Source organism: Aquamicrobium aerolatum DSM 21857 (assembly GCF_900113935.1).
Classification (GTDB): domain Bacteria; phylum Pseudomonadota; class Alphaproteobacteria; order Rhizobiales; family Rhizobiaceae; genus Aerobium; species Aerobium aerolatum.
In genome coordinates this window covers 26,731-43,710 of record NZ_FORF01000011.1, presented here as the reverse complement: position 1 = coordinate 43,710, position 16,980 = coordinate 26,731, and the positions used below count along the sequence as shown (strand labels likewise).

At 58.4% G+C, this 16,980-nt stretch carries 15 protein-coding genes; 5 read left to right on the top strand and 10 right to left on the bottom strand.

Going from position 1 to position 16,980, the window contains the following annotated elements; genetic code table 11:
- The 7 genes from BMZ42_RS10485 to BMZ42_RS10455 form a co-directional block, all read right to left on the bottom strand.
- The gene (locus BMZ42_RS10485; RefSeq protein ID WP_091521972.1) at positions 1 to 2,538 is read right to left on the bottom strand and encodes a sensor histidine kinase; all 2,538 of its coding nucleotides are present in this window, start codon (positions 2,536 to 2,538) and stop codon (positions 1 to 3) included.
- Between the two features lie 207 nt (positions 2,539 to 2,745).
- A complete protein-coding gene (gene ahcY, locus BMZ42_RS10480) occupies positions 2,746 to 4,143 on the bottom strand; it encodes an adenosylhomocysteinase (protein ID WP_091521970.1) in 1,398 nt (465 codons plus the stop codon).
- A 242-nt stretch (positions 4,144 to 4,385) separates the two neighbouring features.
- Positions 4,386 to 4,688: an HPr family phosphocarrier protein gene (locus tag BMZ42_RS10475; RefSeq protein ID WP_091521969.1), complete on the bottom strand. Its 303-nt coding sequence runs from the start codon at positions 4,686 to 4,688 to the stop codon at positions 4,386 to 4,388.
- Positions 4,685 to 5,086 carry a PTS sugar transporter subunit IIA gene (locus BMZ42_RS10470; RefSeq protein ID WP_091521967.1) on the bottom strand — a complete coding sequence of 134 codons (402 nt, stop codon included), beginning with the start codon at positions 5,084 to 5,086 and terminating at the stop codon, positions 4,685 to 4,687. Before BMZ42_RS10470 ends, BMZ42_RS10475 begins: the two co-directional genes overlap by 4 nt.
- 308 nt (positions 5,087 to 5,394) lie before the next feature.
- On the bottom strand, positions 5,395 to 5,841 hold the full coding sequence (locus BMZ42_RS10465; protein ID WP_091521965.1) for an HPr kinase/phosphorylase: 447 nt from the start codon (positions 5,839 to 5,841) through the stop codon (positions 5,395 to 5,397).
- Positions 5,841 to 7,625: a stimulus-sensing domain-containing protein gene (locus tag BMZ42_RS10460; protein ID WP_091521964.1), complete on the bottom strand. Its 1,785-nt coding sequence runs from the start codon at positions 7,623 to 7,625 to the stop codon at positions 5,841 to 5,843. Before BMZ42_RS10460 ends, BMZ42_RS10465 begins: the two co-directional genes overlap by 1 nt.
- Positions 7,626 to 7,642: 17 nt before the next feature.
- Positions 7,643 to 8,344 (bottom strand): response regulator transcription factor, encoded by a 702-nt coding sequence (locus BMZ42_RS10455; protein WP_091522192.1) that lies wholly within the window; start codon positions 8,342 to 8,344, stop codon positions 7,643 to 7,645.
- 351 nt (positions 8,345 to 8,695) lie between these two features.
- On the opposite strand from BMZ42_RS10455, the gene BMZ42_RS10450 reads away from it, so the two are divergent.
- The 5 genes from BMZ42_RS10450 to BMZ42_RS10430 all read left to right on the top strand — a co-directional run bounded on the left by BMZ42_RS10450 (position 8,696) and on the right by BMZ42_RS10430 (position 14,659).
- Positions 8,696 to 10,306: a phosphoenolpyruvate carboxykinase gene (locus tag BMZ42_RS10450; protein ID WP_091521962.1), complete on the top strand. Its 1,611-nt coding sequence runs from the start codon at positions 8,696 to 8,698 to the stop codon at positions 10,304 to 10,306.
- 250 nt (positions 10,307 to 10,556) lie between these two features.
- Positions 10,557 to 12,797 (top strand): methyl-accepting chemotaxis protein, encoded by a 2,241-nt coding sequence (locus BMZ42_RS18390; protein WP_280139868.1) that lies wholly within the window; start codon positions 10,557 to 10,559, stop codon positions 12,795 to 12,797.
- A 172-nt stretch (positions 12,798 to 12,969) separates the two neighbouring features.
- Positions 12,970 to 13,404, top strand: coding sequence for an alternative ribosome rescue aminoacyl-tRNA hydrolase ArfB (gene arfB, locus BMZ42_RS10440; RefSeq protein ID WP_091521961.1), 435 nt, complete (start codon positions 12,970 to 12,972; stop codon positions 13,402 to 13,404).
- Positions 13,405 to 13,511: 107 nt separating this feature from the next.
- Positions 13,512 to 13,973, top strand: coding sequence for a peptidoglycan-binding protein LysM (gene lysM / locus BMZ42_RS10435; RefSeq protein WP_091521959.1), 462 nt, complete (start codon positions 13,512 to 13,514; stop codon positions 13,971 to 13,973).
- A gap of 71 nt (positions 13,974 to 14,044) precedes the next feature.
- The gene (locus BMZ42_RS10430) at positions 14,045 to 14,659 is read left to right on the top strand and encodes an alpha-ketoglutarate-dependent dioxygenase AlkB family protein (protein WP_091521958.1); all 615 of its coding nucleotides are present in this window, start codon (positions 14,045 to 14,047) and stop codon (positions 14,657 to 14,659) included.
- Here BMZ42_RS10430 and BMZ42_RS10425 read toward each other — a convergent pair.
- The 3 genes from BMZ42_RS10425 to BMZ42_RS10415 form a co-directional block, all read right to left on the bottom strand.
- Positions 14,631 to 15,512, bottom strand: coding sequence for a phosphatase PAP2 family protein (locus tag BMZ42_RS10425; RefSeq protein ID WP_091521956.1), 882 nt, complete (start codon positions 15,510 to 15,512; stop codon positions 14,631 to 14,633). The two genes, BMZ42_RS10430 and BMZ42_RS10425, sit on opposite strands and share 29 nt — an antisense overlap.
- Positions 15,513 to 15,673: 161 nt before the next feature.
- Entirely contained in the window at positions 15,674 to 16,642 is a 969-nt protein-coding gene (gene coaA / locus BMZ42_RS10420; protein ID WP_091521955.1) for a type I pantothenate kinase, read from the bottom strand.
- 13 nt (positions 16,643 to 16,655) lie between these two features.
- Positions 16,656 to 16,979: a phosphoribosyl-ATP diphosphatase gene (locus BMZ42_RS10415; RefSeq protein WP_091521953.1), complete on the bottom strand. Its 324-nt coding sequence runs from the start codon at positions 16,977 to 16,979 to the stop codon at positions 16,656 to 16,658.
- Between the last annotated feature and the right edge of the window lies 1 nt (position 16,980).

The following is a 16,980-nucleotide window of genomic DNA, read 5'->3' as shown; positions in this document are numbered from 1 at the left end:
TCATTCCGCCGCAGCAAGGAATCCTTCGGGAACCAGTGGGAACTGGCAATTCACAGTCGTGCCCTCGTTGACGCCAGTGACGATCTCGACCGTGCCACCATGCAACTCGACGAAACTCTTGACGATCGAGAGGCCCAACCCTGCTCCGCGGCGACGTCCGCCATTGGTACGTGGCTCGAAACGCTTGAAAATGGTGTCGATGACGTCTTCCGGGATACCCGGACCATCGTCGTGAACCGAGAACATCACACCTGAGGGCGCGCGCGCGCAGGCCAGCAATATCGTTGAGCCTTCGGGTGCGTAATTGGCAGCGTTGCTGAGAAGGTTGAACAACACCTGGCGGATACGGTTCTCGTCACCGAAAAAGCTTGCCGGTGCGCCATCTGATTCGATCCGCAGCCCGATGCGATGCTCGCGCAGGCGCTCGGCCACAAGGTCGGCTGCAGAGCGAACCGTCTGCTCGATCGCGACCTCTTTGATATCCAGTTCCATGATGCCGGCATCGACCGTCGCCAGATCAAGGATGTCATCGACAATCGTTTCAAGCTCTGACGACGAAGATGCGATATGACCAAGATAATCGCGCTGACGCTCGTTGAGCGGGCCAGTGGTGTCCTGCGCCAGCAATTCGGTGAAACCGATAATATTGGTCAGCGGCGAACGCAACTCATAGGAGACGTGCTGGACGAAATCATTCTTCAGCTGATCGGCACGCTCAAGGGCTTCGTTCTTGTCCTTGAGCATGCGCTCGGCATTTACGCTGTCGGTCACATCAATGAATGTCGTCATCAGCTGGCCGTTGGGCAAGTGGATCACCGCGTAGCGCAGGACGCTGCCATCATTGAGTTCCACCTGCCCCTGAGCATCGGAACGCTCTTCGTCAAAACCGGTGGCTGCCGCCGCCAGGTCACCCCAGGGACTGATTTTGGCCAGCGACTGGCATGCCGCCTTGATGACTGAAATGTGCGTTCCAGGCTGAACCAATTCATCCGACATGCCCCACAGGGCCGTGAACGCAGGGTTCGACAGGCGCATGCGCCCGTCCGGCCCGAACACCGCCACGCCTTCAGCAAGATTGTCGAGCGTCACGCCCTGCACGCGCACGACGGTATTGTAGCGGCTTTCCAGATTGATCTTCTCGGTGAGGTTTTCGAACAGCCAGGTCACGCCGCCCTTGGGGCTCGGATTGGCAACCACGCGCAACGTCTGGCCGTCAGGCAGGTGCCAAAGATGCTCCTGCGGTTCGACGGCACGATAGGCGGCAAGAAGGTTTTCCTTCCATCGCCGCCACTCGGGCTGCTCGGCCAGCTTGCCTTCGCTGCGGAGCCGGTCAAGCAGAAGGGTATTGTCGGGCGCACTCATCAGGAAGGCCGGGTCGAGATCCCATAGCTTCTGGAAGGCCTGATTGTGGAACAGAAGGTTCTGGTCGGTGTCGAAAATCGCCACCGCGGTGTTGAGCCGGTCCAGCGTGTCGGCATGGCTGCGCACAACACGCTCATACTCCTCACGCAGATTTTCGATCTCACCGACATCCCAGGCAAGGCCGGCTGAACCTTCAGCGCCAGCAAAATCCGAGACCGCAAAGATGCGCCGGTCGCCCCGCACCACCGTCGAGAGATTTTGCGAAAACACGCGACGCGACCGGTGGTCATCAGCGATCTGCTGACGGGCGGAGGTTCCGAAAAGCTCACGGTTCTCGCTGATTGCAAGGCCCTGGGTCGGCACTTCAACGAGATCGGCATATGCATTGTTGACCCAGCTGAGCTGGCCGTCCGCTCCGCGCACCCAGACAGGCATGGTCAATGCATCAAGCAACCCCAGAAGGTTATCATGCTCAACACGCAGGCGTTGATGCTCAAGGCGCAGCTCGCCATGCTCACGGCGGGCGTCGCTCATCGACAGGAAACGCACGGCAACATGCGCCACCCCGGCCCGGCCCTGCACTTCGATCAGTCCGCCACGCGACGTCTCCGCGATCAGATCGAATGGCTCACGCGCTTCACGCAGCCGCGCCACGGCACGCTCGACCTGCGCCGCAGCTTGCGGCAATAACCATTTGCCGAAAGCCAGGAAAGTCGCACGGTCGTCAGGAGCGCCGGGTGTCGAAAGCGAGCCAACCAGCTCCGCCTTGCGGTCGCCATCGGACCAGACGACGATACGCTGGTCGCGCAGATGAAGCAGCGCGTCGGAACGCTGCAGCGCTCCATCGAGTTCAGCGACACGGTCGCGCAACTGGGTATTTTCAGCGGCGATCCGCGCTCGCTCGCGGATCATGAGAATGGCGGAAAGCATCGCCGCGCTGGTGATGCCAAGAAACAGCGCCAGCTGTATCACGTCCACCGTGCCGAGCGACATCGACGCGCGGTTCACCTCCTGCGCGTAGGCAGATACGGGCATTGTCGAGCACAGCAGTGCTGCAGAGCGCAAAGCGATCGTACGGACTCTGTCGCGGATACGCGCGCGTGTCCCGCTGCGTCCGGAATCCTTGTTTTCGCCGGAGCTGGATTGTCCCGCTTCCAGATCTACAGCCGCTGGCATTTCCTAAAGTCCTCTCCGCCACAAAAGGCGTCGTTCGACACCGCTGAAAGGACGCGCCCCATGTTTCTCCCCAGAACCGGAGGCGTCACGAATCACGCAACTGTACCGTGTGGGTGAATCCTCGGGAAGGCAAAGCGCGCGCAAAAAAAGACGCCGGGCAAAAGTCAATCACCCGGCGTCTATATAGTGTGTGCAATGGTTAATAAATCAGTACCTGTAGTGGTCCGACTTGAATGGCCCCTGTGGGGTCACGCCGATATAGGCAGCCTGTTCATCAGAAAGCTCGGTCAGCTTGGCGCCGACGCGCGCCAGATGCAGCCGCGCGACCTTTTCGTCGAGATGCTTGGGCAGGACATAGACCTGGTTTTCGTACTGCTCGCCGCGCGTCCACAGTTCGATCTGCGCCAGCACCTGGTTGGTAAAGGATGCCGACATGACGAAGCTTGGATGACCCGTGGCGTTGCCCAGATTTAGCAGGCGTCCTTCCGAAAGAAGGATCATCCGCTTGCCATCGGGGAACTCGATCATGTCAACTTGCGGCTTGATGTTGGTCCACTTGAGGTTGCGCAGCGCATCGACCTGAATTTCGTTGTCGAAATGGCCAATGTTGCCGACGATCGCCATGTCCTTCATCTTGCGCATGTCATCGAGGGTGATGACATCCTTGTTGCCGGTCGTGGTGATGACGATGTCGGCGGTGTCGGCTGCATCCGCAAGGGTGACGACTTCGTAGCCATCCATGGCAGCCTGCAAGGCGCAGATCGGATCGACTTCGGTGACCTTGACGCGCGCGCCGGCACCGGTGAGCGAAGCGGCCGAGCCCTTGCCGACATCACCGTAGCCGCAAACGATCGCGACCTTGCCGGCCATCATCGTGTCGGTTGCCCGGCGGATGCCGTCGACCAGCGATTCCTTGCAGCCATATTTGTTGTCGAACTTGGACTTGGTGACCGAGTCATTGACGTTGATGGCAGGGAACGGGAGGAGGCCCTTCTTCTGCAACTGATAAAGGCGGTTGACGCCCGTCGTGGTTTCCTCGGTGACACCCTTGATCGCGTCGCGCTGGCGCGTGAAGAAACCTGGAGTCGCCGCCATCCGCTTGCGGATCTGCGCAAAAAGGATTTCCTCTTCGTCATTGCCCGGATTGGACAGGACGTCCTCGCCAGCTTCGGCGCGCGCACCGATGAGGATGTACATGGTGGCATCGCCACCATCATCGAGGATCATGTTCGAGGTGCCGCCATCGGGCCACTGGAAGATGCGATCGGTGTAGTCCCAGTACTCGGTGAGCGTTTCGCCCTTGACCGCAAACACCGGCGTGCCGGTTGCGGCAATGGCCGCTGCTGCGTGGTCCTGGGTCGAGAAGATGTTGCACGAGGCCCAGCGCACATCCGCGCCAAGTTCCTTGAGGGTCTCGATCAGAACCGCTGTCTGGATGGTCATGTGGAGGGAGCCGGTGATGCGCGCGCCTTTCAGCGGCTTGGACCCACCAAACTCCTCGCGCGCCGCCATCAGGCCGGGCATCTCCGTTTCCGCAATAACCATTTCCTTGCGGCCCCAGTCGGCCAGCCCGATATCGGCAACGATGTAGTCCTGTCCGCTCATGCGTCCGCTCCCGCTTTCAATCGACCTGCGCCGAACGGCGCTTCAGGTCGCTCAACCTTCAAGAGAGCAGCGGAATTCCTGAGGCAGAAGCCTGTTCGCAATCCGATGCCCCGGTGATTTCCAAACCATACCGGCAAGACGCCGGAATATGGCCGTGTTTGGCAGCGGACTAGCAGAAATCAGCCTTCGCGGCAATGGATATAAAGAAATCCTTATCCGTCTATGTCGGATCTATTTGTTCGTCAGCACTCTTCGCCGAAACGGTCTGCGACAAGTTCTTCGAGCGCTGCGACCACGGCTTCGGCGTCATTGCCATGTGCGGTGATCGAGATGGCGCAACCCGGGCTGGCAGCCAGCATCATCAGTCCCATGATCGAGGTTCCACCGACCGTCACACCGTCCTTTTCGACCTCGACCGTCGCGTCGTAGCCTGTCACCAACTGGACAAACTTTGCCGATGCACGGGCATGCAGACCACGCTTGTTGACGATCATGAGTTGACGGCTGACGCTGCCGCCGTCGTTGTGCGTAACAGTTTCAGTCATTTTCCCGCCAACAGCTGACTTGCAACGTTGATATATTTGCGCCCGGCCATCTGTGCTTCCTCGAGCGCCTGATCCATGTCATTGCCGAGGCGCACACTGGTCAGCTTGATGAGCATAGGAAGATTGACGCCGGCAATAACCTCGACCTTGCCCGGCGACATCACGGAAATCGCCAGATTTGAAGGTGTTCCGCCGAACATGTCAGTCAGGATGATCGTTCCGGTTCCGGTGTCGGCTTGCCTCACCGCTTCGACGATATCTGCGCGGCGTTGCTCCATGTCGTCATCCGCCCCGATCGACACGGTTTCGAAATTTTCCTGCGGGCCGACCACGTGCTCGACAGCGTGGCGAAACTCTTCGGCCAAACGGCCATGCGTAACGAGCACAATTCCGATCATGCAATATGCCTGCGTTTCGACGCGCCAATCGGCGAGCTGACGACATTAATCATGCCGCACAAGATATAGCAGCCAGCGTCCGGCATACCGCCATTCCCGATCTTTTCAGAATTGGTCACTACCCACTCCCGTCACGTATCCAACCCGTTGTCAGCGGCCTGAACGTATCGCCCCGGATACCCTGTTCCAAAGCCGGGCGGCAGGGGCGTAATCTTGTCAGTGACTTGGCCTTTGACAAGTCAAAACTTGCTCCGGGATAGGCCAAATTGACGCAGCCGTAGCGATATCAAGGCAAATGCACCTGTTCGTCAACCCAAAGGGAAAATATCCAGCCGGCTCAGAACTGCCCCGACAGCACAAACCACCTGTCGCTCAGGCACATTGAGATAACGAATCTGAACACCTTCAAGCGAGCACGCGGCTTCATCCTGGTAGCGTGCCGCCTCAGCCGGTTCCACAAGATCGACGATCAGATCAACGACGGATCCTGCCTCAAAAGCGACCGGAGAAGGGCCGACCCCGACAATTTCGACAAGACCGGCGATGGCGTCTGGCGCGACCGCAACCACCCGGCCGTTGCGCGCTTCCAGCCAGATCTGATCATCCGCCACCAGCCGGGCAAACTGGCCACGGCCACGGCACGCCTCGATCAAAGCGAGCGCCAATGTAGTTTTTCCCGCACCCGAGCGTCCGCGGATCATCACCCCTTTTGATCCAAGCACGACACAGCTGGCATGGGCGTTGCGGCGGATCATCACGTTTCCGCAGGCAAGGTCACGACAAAACGCGCACCGCCAAATTCTCCCGGCTTCGTGCCGGCAATATTCTCAGCGGTCAGTTTGCCACCATGCGCCTCGATGATCTGACGGCTGATCGACAGACCGAGACCGGAATTTTGCCCGAAAGCCTCACCCGAAGGACGGTCGGTGTAGAAGCGCTCGAAGATGCGTTCGATCTGCTCGACTCGAATGCCAGGTCCATTGTCATCCACTGTTAGAACGACATACCGCCCCGACCGGCCCATCGTGACCAGGATGCGGCCGCCATCTTCCGGCACGAAGGATCGCGCATTCTCGATCAGATTGGTCAGGACCTGTCCAAGACGCAGATCATGTCCCGACACATAGAAATCGCGCGCTGGCTGGTTTTTTTTCACCGTCTGGACAACGATTTCGACCGGCTTGCGATTGCGGCCGGGATCACGGGAGGCGTCGACGAGATCGGTGACAAGGCGCAGCAGATCAACCCGCGTTGCGTCCTCGCGTGCAAGTTCGGCGTCGAGGCGCGACGCGTCGGAAATGTCGGTGATCAGGCGATCGAGGCGTCGCACATCATGCTGGATCACTTCCATCAGCCGTTCTCGCGAACGCTCGTTTTTGGCCAGAGGCAGCGTCTCGACAGCACTTCGCAGCGACGTCAAAGGGTTCTTCAACTCGTGCGAGACATCCGCCGCAAAGCTTTCGATAGCTTCAATGCGGGCATAAAGCGCATTGGTCATGTCGCGCAACGCTACCGACAGATTGCCGATCTCGTCCTGGCGGTCGGAGAAGTCGGGAATTTCCTCGCGGTTCTTGACGCCACGACGCACGCGCACGGCGGCGGCCGACAGGCGGCGCAGTGGATTGGCGATGGTCGAGGCCAGCAAGGTCGACATGATGGCAACGACAAGCGCTGCGACACCGAAAACGCGCAGGATCGCCCGCCGCTCTGCGGCCACGATCTTGTCGATGTCGCCACCTTGCGTGGACAACATCAGCACGCCGAGCACCGCGCGATAGCGCTGTACCGGAACCGCCACAGACACGATCTGCTCGCCCTGTTCGCTGACGCGGACATATGTTGCCGGGCTGCCTTGCAGCGCGCTCATGACCTCAGGAAAAACAGTACCGCTGCCGCCGGGCTGCTCGCGATAGACGGGCAAATCCGAGCGTGTGAAGAAGCCAAGCAGAAACCGCTCCATCTTGTGGAGGAAACCCGGCTCTTCCGCCGCCACGGGCGGCAGCCCATAACGCAGGATCTGACCACGCGAATAAAGGTGACGTGAATCAAGGATGAGCATCGCTTCACGATCGTAAATCCGCGCCCGCGTCAAAGTCGGCGAAATGAGCCGCTGCAGCAACGGAGCGACGCGTTCCGGATTGATCGGAAAATGCAGACTATCAAGCTGACCCGTCCCCGGTGGAAGGCTCTGTCCCGCCTGAAGCTCAAGCAGCTTTTCCGGGTCAATCGTGATCGCATCCGTCTCGACCGTAGCCGACGCTGCAATTGCACCGGAAATGATCTGCCCCTGGATCATGAGGCTTTCGATACGCGCCTGAACCAGCCCGTCACGGAACTGGTTGATGTACAGAATGCCGATCACCATGACGCCGAGACCGGCAAGATTGAGCACCAGAATGCGCTGCGTCAGGCTTGAAAAGACGTAGTGACTGAGAAAGCGCTTGATGGGCACGATGAAACGGCCGCGTCTCATCGACCCGCTCTTCAATGCAGCATTGCGCCGCAATGCGGTGCTGTTCTGATGACTATTTTCCGCCATCGGGCGTCTTCAGGCTCTCATGCCTCGCGGAAACGGTAACCCACTCCGTAAAGCGTCTCGATCATTTCGAAATCGTCATCGACCGCCTTGAACTTCTTGCGCAGGCGCTTGATGTGGCTGTCGATAGTGCGATCATCCACATATACCTGCTCATCATAGGCCGAGTCCATCAGCGCATCACGGCTCTTGACCACACCGGGGCGCTGCGCCAGCGAATGCAGGATCAGGAACTCGGTAACGGTCAGCGTCACCGGCTCGCCTTTCCAGGTGCAGGTATGGCGCTCCTGATCCATCACGAGTTGACCGCGCTCGAGCGACTTGGCCTGCTGGCTGGCAGGCTTTGCGCCAGCATCGCGTGCATTGGCCCGCCGCAACACGGCCCGAACGCGCTCCACCAGCAGGCGCTGTGAGAATGGCTTACGGATGAAATCGTCGGCGCCCATCTTTAGCCCGAACAACTCATCGATCTCATCGTCCTTGGAGGTGAGAAAGATCACGGGCATGTCACTTTTCTGGCGCAGCCGACGCAAAAGCTCCATGCCGTCCATGCGGGGCATCTTGATGTCAAAGATGGCCAGATTGGGCGGCCGCGCCGACAATCCCTCAAGCGCCGAAGCACCGTCGGTATACGTCTCTACGCGATAACCTTCAGATTCCAGTGCAATGGATACCGATGTAAGGATATTGCGGTCATCATCGACCAGCGCGATCGTTGCCATTTCAAGCGGCTCCCTCATGAGCGGGCGTCCTTCCTGCTTCAGAAGGGCTATAGGCGGACAAAATAGGCACAAATTGTGGCGACGTCACCTGCCAGCCGCCAATCAGCCGTCCACAGCAGGCATTTCCCGCATGACAACCCGCTTGTGGTGGCCCCGATCAGGCGCAGGGCGCCGTGCTTTTCAAACCTACAACCGATTAAAACCAGAAGAGATTTTTTTCAATCGATTAATGATTTGAAATTCAATAGTTTTTCTGTTTGGGAACAACCGAGCTTTCGTTCGCTGGACAGGAAATCAAACCCTTGCCACCGACAAAGCCTTTCTAATTGCTCGGTTCTTTTGGTGGTGAGGATGACTGAAATCGGCCCGCGAAATCCCGCAAACGGGATTGAAACCTCCGGTCTGAAAACGACCGGGACGGTGCACTATAATCTGGAAGCCGCAGAGCTCGTCGAACACGCGTTGCGACGGGGCGAAGCCAAGCTGACGGCACATGGGGCGCTCGTTGCCTATACTGGCCAGCACACCGGTCGCTCGCCCAAGGACAAGTTCGTTGTGCGCGATGCGTCCACCGAAGACCAGGTCTGGTGGGACAACAACAAGCCGATGTCGCCGGAGCACTTCGAGGTGCTTTACAAGGACATGGTTGCCCATGCAGCGTCGCTGGACCTGTACGTACAGGATCTTGTCGGTGGCGCCGACGAAGCCAACAGCTTGCCAACCCGTGTCATCACCGAATTTGCCTGGCATTCGCAGTTCATTCGCAACCTCCTGATCCGTCCGGAGCGTTCGGCGCTCGCGCAGTTCGCCCCGAAGATGACAATCATCGACCTGCCTTCGTTCCGTGCGGACCCGGCACGTCACGGCTGCCGCACCGAAACTGTCATCGCCATCGATTTCTCGCGCATGCTGGTTCTGATCGGCGGCACATCCTATGCCGGCGAAATGAAAAAGTCGGTCTTTACCGCCCTCAACTATCTGCTGCCGCCGCGCGGCGTGATGCCGATGCATTGCTCGGCAAATGTCGGTCCGGACGGCGACGCAGCCGTGTTCTTCGGCCTGTCGGGCACCGGCAAGACGACGCTGTCAGCCGACCCCAAGCGTACGCTTATCGGCGACGATGAGCATGGCTGGGGCGAAGACGGCATCTTCAACTTCGAAGGTGGCTGCTACGCCAAGACGATCAAGCTGTCCGAAGAAGCCGAGCCGGAGATCTTCGGGACCACCCGGCGCTTCGGCACAGTGCTGGAAAACGTCGTTCTCGACGAGCGCCGCATGCCGGACTTCGACAATGGATCGCTGACCGAAAACACCCGCTGCGCCTATCCGATGCATTTCATCGCCAATGCAAGCGAGACCGGTCGCACCAGTCATCCGAAGAATATCATCATGCTGACCGCCGACGCGTTCGGTGTCATGCCTCCGATTGCGCGCCTCACCCCAGCGCAGGCGATGTACCACTTCCTGTCGGGCTACACGGCCAAGGTCGCCGGCACCGAAAAGGGCGTAACGGAGCCGGAAGCCACCTTCTCCACCTGCTTCGGCGCACCGTTCATGCCACGCCACCCGGCTGCCTATGGCAACCTGCTGCGTGATCTGATCGCCCGTCACGGCGTGACCTGCTGGCTGGTCAACACCGGATGGACCGGAGGTGCGTATGGCGTCGGCAACCGCATGCCGATCAAGGCGACCCGCGCCCTGCTTTCCGCGGCCCTGGACGGCTCGCTCAACAATGTCGAGTTCCGTACCGATACGAGCTTTGGCTTTGAAGTGCCTGTTGCTGTCCCCGGCGTCGACACCGCGATCCTCGATCCGCGCGCGACCTGGTCCGACAAGGCTGCCTACGACACTCAGGCAAGCCGCCTCGTCAGCATGTTCATCGACAGTTTCGCCAAATTTGAAGCTCATGTCGATGCAGACACACGCAATGCGGCACCGCGAGTATTTCAAGCCGTCGAATAGCCGGCAAACAGTTTCTGTTTGACTGTCTGAAAGCCCCGCCCGCGCGCGGGGCTTTTTGTTACGAAACCTTGACTTCGAGTGTTGCAATTCACCGAGACTTAACACTCTCAGGCTCTCTTAGCGTCGGGCCTGGGAAACTCTCCTGGCGACATGATGTCGAGCCTCCGCCAAACGGCATGCAAGACCACATTTTAACATGTCATTCTTCCCGTCAGGCACGGGAAGGGCCGTGCATACCGAGGGTTCGAACATGAAATTCCCGGCTCTTCGCATTTCCCATCGCATTGCTGCCATCGGATTGGTCGGCGTGCTGGGGGTGATGGCTGTCACAGGTCTGTTCCTCTATGAACGCCATTTGATTGCACAGATCAATGAAATGGAGGCGCAGGCCGGTAACGCAGCGGCGGTGACCGGCGAAGTGCGAACCGGCTTCCTGCAATTGCGCCAGCATGAAAAGGATTTTTTCCTCTCCAATAACGAACATCATGTCGTTGAGCACACAGCGCAGCGTTCCGAGATGTTGTACTGGCTCAATCAACTTGAGGAAATCATCGCGCAAAATCAGCATCGCGACATTCCCGAACAGGGTATCCTGACCGCAGGCTTCGAACGATACATCAATATTTTCGACATCGCGGCAAACCTTAACAGACGTCTTGGTCTGACCCCCGATGCGGGATTGCGTAAAGAACTGTCAACGGCGACCGCAGCGCTGACCAAGCATCTTGCAAACATCCCTTATCCCGCTCTCAAGCTTGACGCCGCGGCGATCTCGAGCGGTGAAAAAGATTTCCGGCTGGCTCCGAGCATGGAGGCGCGCGCGACCGTTATTCGCGCTATCGACATTCTGCGAAAGCGTCCTTCAGGCCTGTTTGGATCCACAGAATCCCATCAGGCAGTGATCGGCACGTTGGATCAATACCAGATGACGTTCGTCAACTACGCGGACATTCTCGACAAGACGGCGAGCCTGAAAGTTCAGGTTGCTGACGCCTTTTCGCAGATCGAGCCGGTGTTCGTACGCATCAATGCCGAGATGGAGAATGTACGTCGCGAAGTGGTGACACAGCGCGCGGAGACAACTTCCGCTATCGGCCGAATGGTGATGATCGCCGTCGCCATCGTTCTTCTGGCGGTTGTGCTGATTGGTCTGACTGTCTGGCGGTCTGTCGCCGCGCCGATTTCGCGGACTGCCGGAGCGATGCGTCAGCTTGCATCGGGAGACCTCGACGTAACGGTCCCCGGGCTTGGCCGTCGCGACGAGATTGGCGAGATCGCGTCAGCGTTCGACCTGTTTCGGGAAAACACCATTCGCAAGGTCAATGAAGAGCGGGAAGCGGCAGAAGCGCGCCAGCGGACCGAGCACGAGCGCGAAATGCGTGAGCTTGAGGAAAAGGAAAAACATGCTGCCGAATTGCAGCATTCGGTCGATGTTCTTGCAAGTGCGCTCAGCCAGCTTGCCGATGGCGACGTGACGCAGCAGATCGAACAGCCGTTCACTGAAACGATGGAGCAGCTGCGCACCGACTTCAACCTCGCAGTCGCGAAGCTTCGCAGTGCACTTGGCGCGGTTGGCGACAGCGCGGTGGCGATCCACGCCGACTCCGACCAGATCCGCAAGGCATCCGACGACCTGTCGCATCGCACAGAGCAGCAGGCCGCCTCGGTCGAGGAAACCGCTGCCGCGCTTGAGCAAATGGTTGCGACCGTCAGCGACTCCAGCCGGCGTGCAGAAGAAGCAGGTCAACTGGTAGAGCGCACACGAACCGGCGCTGAACGCTCGGGCGTGATCGTGCGCGACGCGGTTGCTGCCATGGATCGGATCGTTGACTCCTCCAACCAGATTGGCGGCATCGTCAGCGTCATCGATGAAATCGCATTCCAGATCAACCTTCTTGCGCTCAACGCAGGTGTTGAGGCAGCGCGAGCTGGCGATGCCGGCAGGGGCTTTGCGGTCGTCGCCCAGGAAGTGCGCGGGCTAGCACAGCGCTCGGCCAGTGCCGCCAAGGAAATCAATGCGCTGATCAGCGCATCAGGAACGCATGTACGAGACGGTGTGGCCCTCGTGGGTCAGGCAGGCGATGCACTGACGACCATCGTCAAGGAGGTGCAGGACATCAGCACCAACGTCGTGGCCATCGTGGAAGCTTCGAAGGAACAGGCAACGGGCCTCCAGGAGATCAATATCGCGGTCAACCGGATTGATCAGGGCACCCAGCAGAACGCAGTCATGGTTGGCGAAACGACGTCCGCGAGCCACAAGCTGGCCGGCGAAGCCGAGGCGCTCAATGAGCTTTTGGCGCAGTTCCGTCTTGGCAATCACAAGACAGTGACGCAACAGCAGCCAAAACCGCAAATGCCCTCGCAGACGATACGAAGCAGCGGAAAGAGCACACTGTTTTCGAACACCTTCCAGACGATACAGGCAAGCAACGCTGCAGCCGTGATAGCCGCCGTACACACCCCTGACGAGGGCTGGGAAGAGTTCTGAGTTCGAATGCGGCATCTGCGTAGGGCCTAAACAGCCCTGTAACGCAAGGTAATGGTTTCACGTGAACCACAGGACGCGGTGCGAGGCACGGACTCGCGCCGCGTCTTGTGCTATGAATTTCACGAAAACCAGCTGGCCAATGCCGCTGTTTGAGCTACCCGTGAGGCACTGCATGAATGAAGGGCGGACAATTCGCATCGCGCCCGGTGTGACGATCAGCGAGGACGAGCTGGACGAAAGCTTCATCCGCTCATCTGGTCCCGGCGGTCAGAACGTCAACAAGGTAGCTACTGCTGTCCAGCTCCGCTTCTGCGTTCCCCGCTCCGCCCTGCCCGAGCGGGTCCGCGAGCGCGCGATCCAGTTCGCCGGCCAGCGCGCGACCAAAGATGGTGTCATCGTCATCGAGGCCAACCGCTTCCGCACCCAGGAACTCAACCGCGCAGATGCGCGCGCGCGTCTGGTCGAGTTGCTGGGCAAGGCTGCCGAGCCGCCGGCAAAACCGCGTAGAAAAACCAAGCCGACAAAGGGTTCAATCGAACGGCGCCTGAAAGCCAAGGCCGGACGATCCGACGTGAAACGAATGCGTGGGCGCGTTACGGATGACTGAATAGCCTTCATCGCGGCGTCATCTTTAAATTCCATTCTTTCATTTTGTCGCGCTCTGGGCCAAAGTTGACAGCAAGGTCGACAATTTATTTCGACAGGAGAGACGACATGGGCTTGTTCAGCTTTGCAAAATCGATCGGAAAGAAACTCGGAATTGGCGATGATGACGAAGAGCTGAAGGTGGAGGCGCTCAAGAAGGAACTCGATTCTCACGGTCTTGGAACCGACAAGGTCCAGATTGAGGTCGTTGGCAACAAGGCCGTCCTGAAGGGGTCGGTTGCAGACCAGGCAACGCTCGAGAAGGCAATCGTCGCGGTTGGCAACACGATGGGCGTGGAATCGGTTGAGACTGCTGTTTCGGTCGAGGCTGCGGCTGACAAAGCCGAAAAGGAACCGGTATTCTACACGGTCAAGAAGGGCGACAACCTCTGGAAGATCGCCGAGGCACATTATGGCAAGGGCAAAGGCACGAAGCACGACGCGATCTTCGAGGCCAACAAGCCGATGCTGACCCACCCCGACAAGATCTATCCCGGCCAGGTTCTCCGTATCCCGGAACTCGACGCCTGATTTCAGGCTCGTTTGGCAGGCAGATTGTCTGAACGGCGGCAGTGGTGCCGCCGTTTTTTTTGAGGCGCTAGATGCTCATGCTTCCCGGCGGTGTTGGTCACGCGCCCGGCTATTTCGACAGAATTTCGCAGGAAGCGCTGCTCGCGGAGATACGTGCAGTCGTACGCGCCGCGCCGCTCTATGTGCCAACGATGCCGAGGACCGGAAAACCGATGAGCGTGCGCATGACAAATTGCGGCACGCTGGGTTGGGTGACCGACAAGGAACAGGGCTATCGCTATCAGAGCTGCCATCCTGTAACGGGCGACCAATGGCCATCAATCCCGGCGCGCCTACTCGAGCTATGGCATGACCTCGCACCGGATGCGCCAGAACCCGAAGCCTGCCTCATCAACTTCTATGATGCACATGCCAAGATGGGGCTGCACCAAGACCGCGACGAACACAACTTTCATGCACCGGTGATTTCAGTTTCCCTTGGCGACAGCTGCATGTTTCGCATTGGCGGCCAAAAGCGGGACGATCCAACCCATTCTATCAAGCTGCATAGCGGCGACGTGGTGGTGTTGGGCGGCGAGGGTCGCCTCGCCTTCCATGGCGTCGACAGGATTTATCCGGGCACCTCAACGCTGCTGAAGCACGGCGGCCGCATCAATCTCACGTTGAGGCGGGTGACGGCAGCGTAGCCTGCTGAGCGCTGACAAAGGTGTCGGCGCGCCGATAGAAAACAAAAGTGGCGACGCTGGCGCACAGAGCAGCTATTGCGACACCCGCTATCACATCAACAAAATAGTGATTGGCGTGAGAAACTGCCGACACCGCCATCGCAACGTTGAGCAACCCGAACGGGATCCTCAACCATTTCACATCCCACGCCGCCCAGGCGCACAAAGCGGCGACACCGGCGTGCACGGACGGAAATGTCAGGATTCCTGCACTTTCATCAAGCCGCAGCACGAACGGCCCTGCTTCTCGCACCGCATGAAACTGCTCAAGGAAGAAATAGCCGAACTTGGCGTTGATGTTGCTGAGCGTCTCAGCTTCGACGCCATACATCACATAGGTTCCCAAGGCTGGATACCAGATACTGATGACGCTCGAGATGGCGCAAAGAACGTAGTAGGCAAAGATCATCGCATATGCGCGCTGCTCACGCCCGAACATAACGAGCAGGATTGGCAGGAACAGCAACTGCAGATGAAACGATGAGTACGCCTCCGCCAACAGCCATGCCAGTGTTGGCGACGCATCAACATAACCGATGAAGGAGTACCAGTTGAAACCAAGCGCCGCGTCCATGCGCATGAGCTGGGAATCAGCCAGCGGCAAGTTCAGGTTGATTGCCGCATAGGTCCACAGAAGGACAGGCAAGCTGGAAGCGAACACAGCAGCAAGACAACCAAATGCAGCCGGCAGAATGACCATTCGACGCCAGGTGGCATAGCCCAGGATCAGCAAAACAACTGCCAGTATCTGGGCAAGCATGCCGACGGACCCAAGATCAATCTCAAGGTCTGATACCGCCAGAATTACAAACATGGATACGTAGGCGCCGCATACAGTCCACAGAAGTGTCCGAGCGGCAATTTTTTGATCGACTATCTGCAAGACGCATTCTCCACTGACGGGAAAACTATGCGCCTAGATGTTTAATCACCGCTTGAAGAAGAACTTGTCGCTGCAGCAAGCACATTTGGTGGTTAAAGCTTCCGTAACGCCACTTCGCGAATCAGGTGATCGTTGCCTTTGCGCAGCACGAGATCGGCGCGCGGACGGGTCGGAACGATGTTTTCGCGCAAGTTCTTCAGGTTGATATTTTCCCAAAGCCCTTCGGCAATCGCCCGGGCAGCATCTTCCGACAACTGGGAATAGCGATGGAAAAACGATTCCGGGCTTTTAAACGCGGTCTCGCGCAGCCGCATGAAGCGGTCGATATACCATTTGTGGATCAGGTCTTCATCGGCATCGATATAGATCGAGAAATCGAAGAAGTCTGACACGAAGGGCACAAACTTGCCGTCCGGTGGCAGCTGGCGCGGCTGCAGCACATTGATCCCCTCGAAGATAAGGATATCCGGACGGTCGATGGAGACATATTCACCGGGCAGCACGTCATAGGTCATATGCGAGTAGAGCGGTGCCTTCACATTCTTCTGGCCAGACTTGATCGCAGACAGAAAGCGCAGCAGCGCGCCAACGTCGTAACTTTCCGGAAATCCCTTGCGCTCCATCAGGTTTTCGTTGCGCAGCTGCTCATTGGGCAGCAGGAAACCATCGGTCGTAACCAGATCAACTTTCGGGCTGGAAGGCCAACGCTGCAGCAATTCCTTCAGAACGCGCGCAGTGGTTGATTTTCCCACTGCCACCGAGCCGGCAATGCCGATGATGAACGGTGTCTTGTCGGCGGCATTGTCTCCATTGAAAAAAACACGCCGCTGACTGAATAAAAGCTGGCTCGCTTCGACATGCGCAGACAAAAGACGCGACAGCGACAGATAAATGCGTCGAATTTCGTCCAGATCAATGGGATCATTGAGCGAACGCAGACGCCGAACCTCATCTTCAGTCAGAGTGAGAGGCGTATCTGCCCGAAATTTCGCCCAATAATCGGCTGTAAACACCCGATAGGGTGAATACATCTCGCCAGGTGTCAGTTGGTCGGTCAGCATTACTGCGGTCCAGTCAGTCTGATGGGCGGGAAGCTTTTTCAGCAATACCGGAGCGGCCGGTCCGTCGCTCAAGTTCGTGCATGACGTCGTCAAGCTTCACATCTGCCAAGGCAAGCACGACCATCAGATGGTAGAGAAGATCCGCGCTTTCGCAAACCAATCCATCGCGATCGCCGGTGACGCTGGCGATGACAGTTTCGACGGCTTCCTCTCCAAGCTTCTGCGCGGCTTTCCCGATCCCTTTCGAAAACAGCTTTGCAGTCCATGAATCGGATTCACCCGATCGGCCACGTGCGGCAACGATCTGCTCGAGATCGCTCAGTGAAAACTGGCTCAAG

What these genes read in the sequence shown, in the direction of transcription:
- arfB (WP_091521961.1), top strand. Translation starts at nt 12,970, where the DNA reads ATGAATGAAGGGCGGACAATTCGCATCGCGCCCGGTGTGACGATCAGC.
- coaA (WP_091521955.1), bottom strand. Translation starts at nt 16,642, where the DNA reads ATGCTGACCGACCAACTGACACCTGGCGAGATGTATTCACCCTATCGG.
- BMZ42_RS10455 (WP_091522192.1), bottom strand. Translation starts at nt 8,344, where the DNA reads ATGGCAACGATCGCGCTGGTCGATGATGACCGCAATATCCTTACATCG.
- BMZ42_RS10465 (WP_091521965.1), bottom strand. Translation starts at nt 5,841, where the DNA reads ATGATCCGCCGCAACGCCCATGCCAGCTGTGTCGTGCTTGGATCAAAA.
- BMZ42_RS10430 (WP_091521958.1), top strand. Translation starts at nt 14,045, where the DNA reads ATGCTCATGCTTCCCGGCGGTGTTGGTCACGCGCCCGGCTATTTCGAC.
- ahcY (WP_091521970.1), bottom strand. Translation starts at nt 4,143, where the DNA reads ATGAGCGGACAGGACTACATCGTTGCCGATATCGGGCTGGCCGACTGG.
- BMZ42_RS10425 (WP_091521956.1), bottom strand. Translation starts at nt 15,512, where the DNA reads ATGTTTGTAATTCTGGCGGTATCAGACCTTGAGATTGATCTTGGGTCC.
- BMZ42_RS10460 (WP_091521964.1), bottom strand. Translation starts at nt 7,625, where the DNA reads ATGGCGGAAAATAGTCATCAGAACAGCACCGCATTGCGGCGCAATGCT.
- BMZ42_RS10485 (WP_091521972.1), bottom strand. Translation starts at nt 2,538, where the DNA reads ATGCCAGCGGCTGTAGATCTGGAAGCGGGACAATCCAGCTCCGGCGAA.
- BMZ42_RS10450 (WP_091521962.1), top strand. Translation starts at nt 8,696, where the DNA reads ATGACTGAAATCGGCCCGCGAAATCCCGCAAACGGGATTGAAACCTCC.
- BMZ42_RS10475 (WP_091521969.1), bottom strand. Translation starts at nt 4,688, where the DNA reads ATGACTGAAACTGTTACGCACAACGACGGCGGCAGCGTCAGCCGTCAA.
- BMZ42_RS18390 (WP_280139868.1), top strand. Translation starts at nt 10,557, where the DNA reads ATGAAATTCCCGGCTCTTCGCATTTCCCATCGCATTGCTGCCATCGGA.
- BMZ42_RS10470 (WP_091521967.1), bottom strand. Translation starts at nt 5,086, where the DNA reads ATGATCGGAATTGTGCTCGTTACGCATGGCCGTTTGGCCGAAGAGTTT.
- lysM (WP_091521959.1), top strand. Translation starts at nt 13,512, where the DNA reads ATGGGCTTGTTCAGCTTTGCAAAATCGATCGGAAAGAAACTCGGAATT.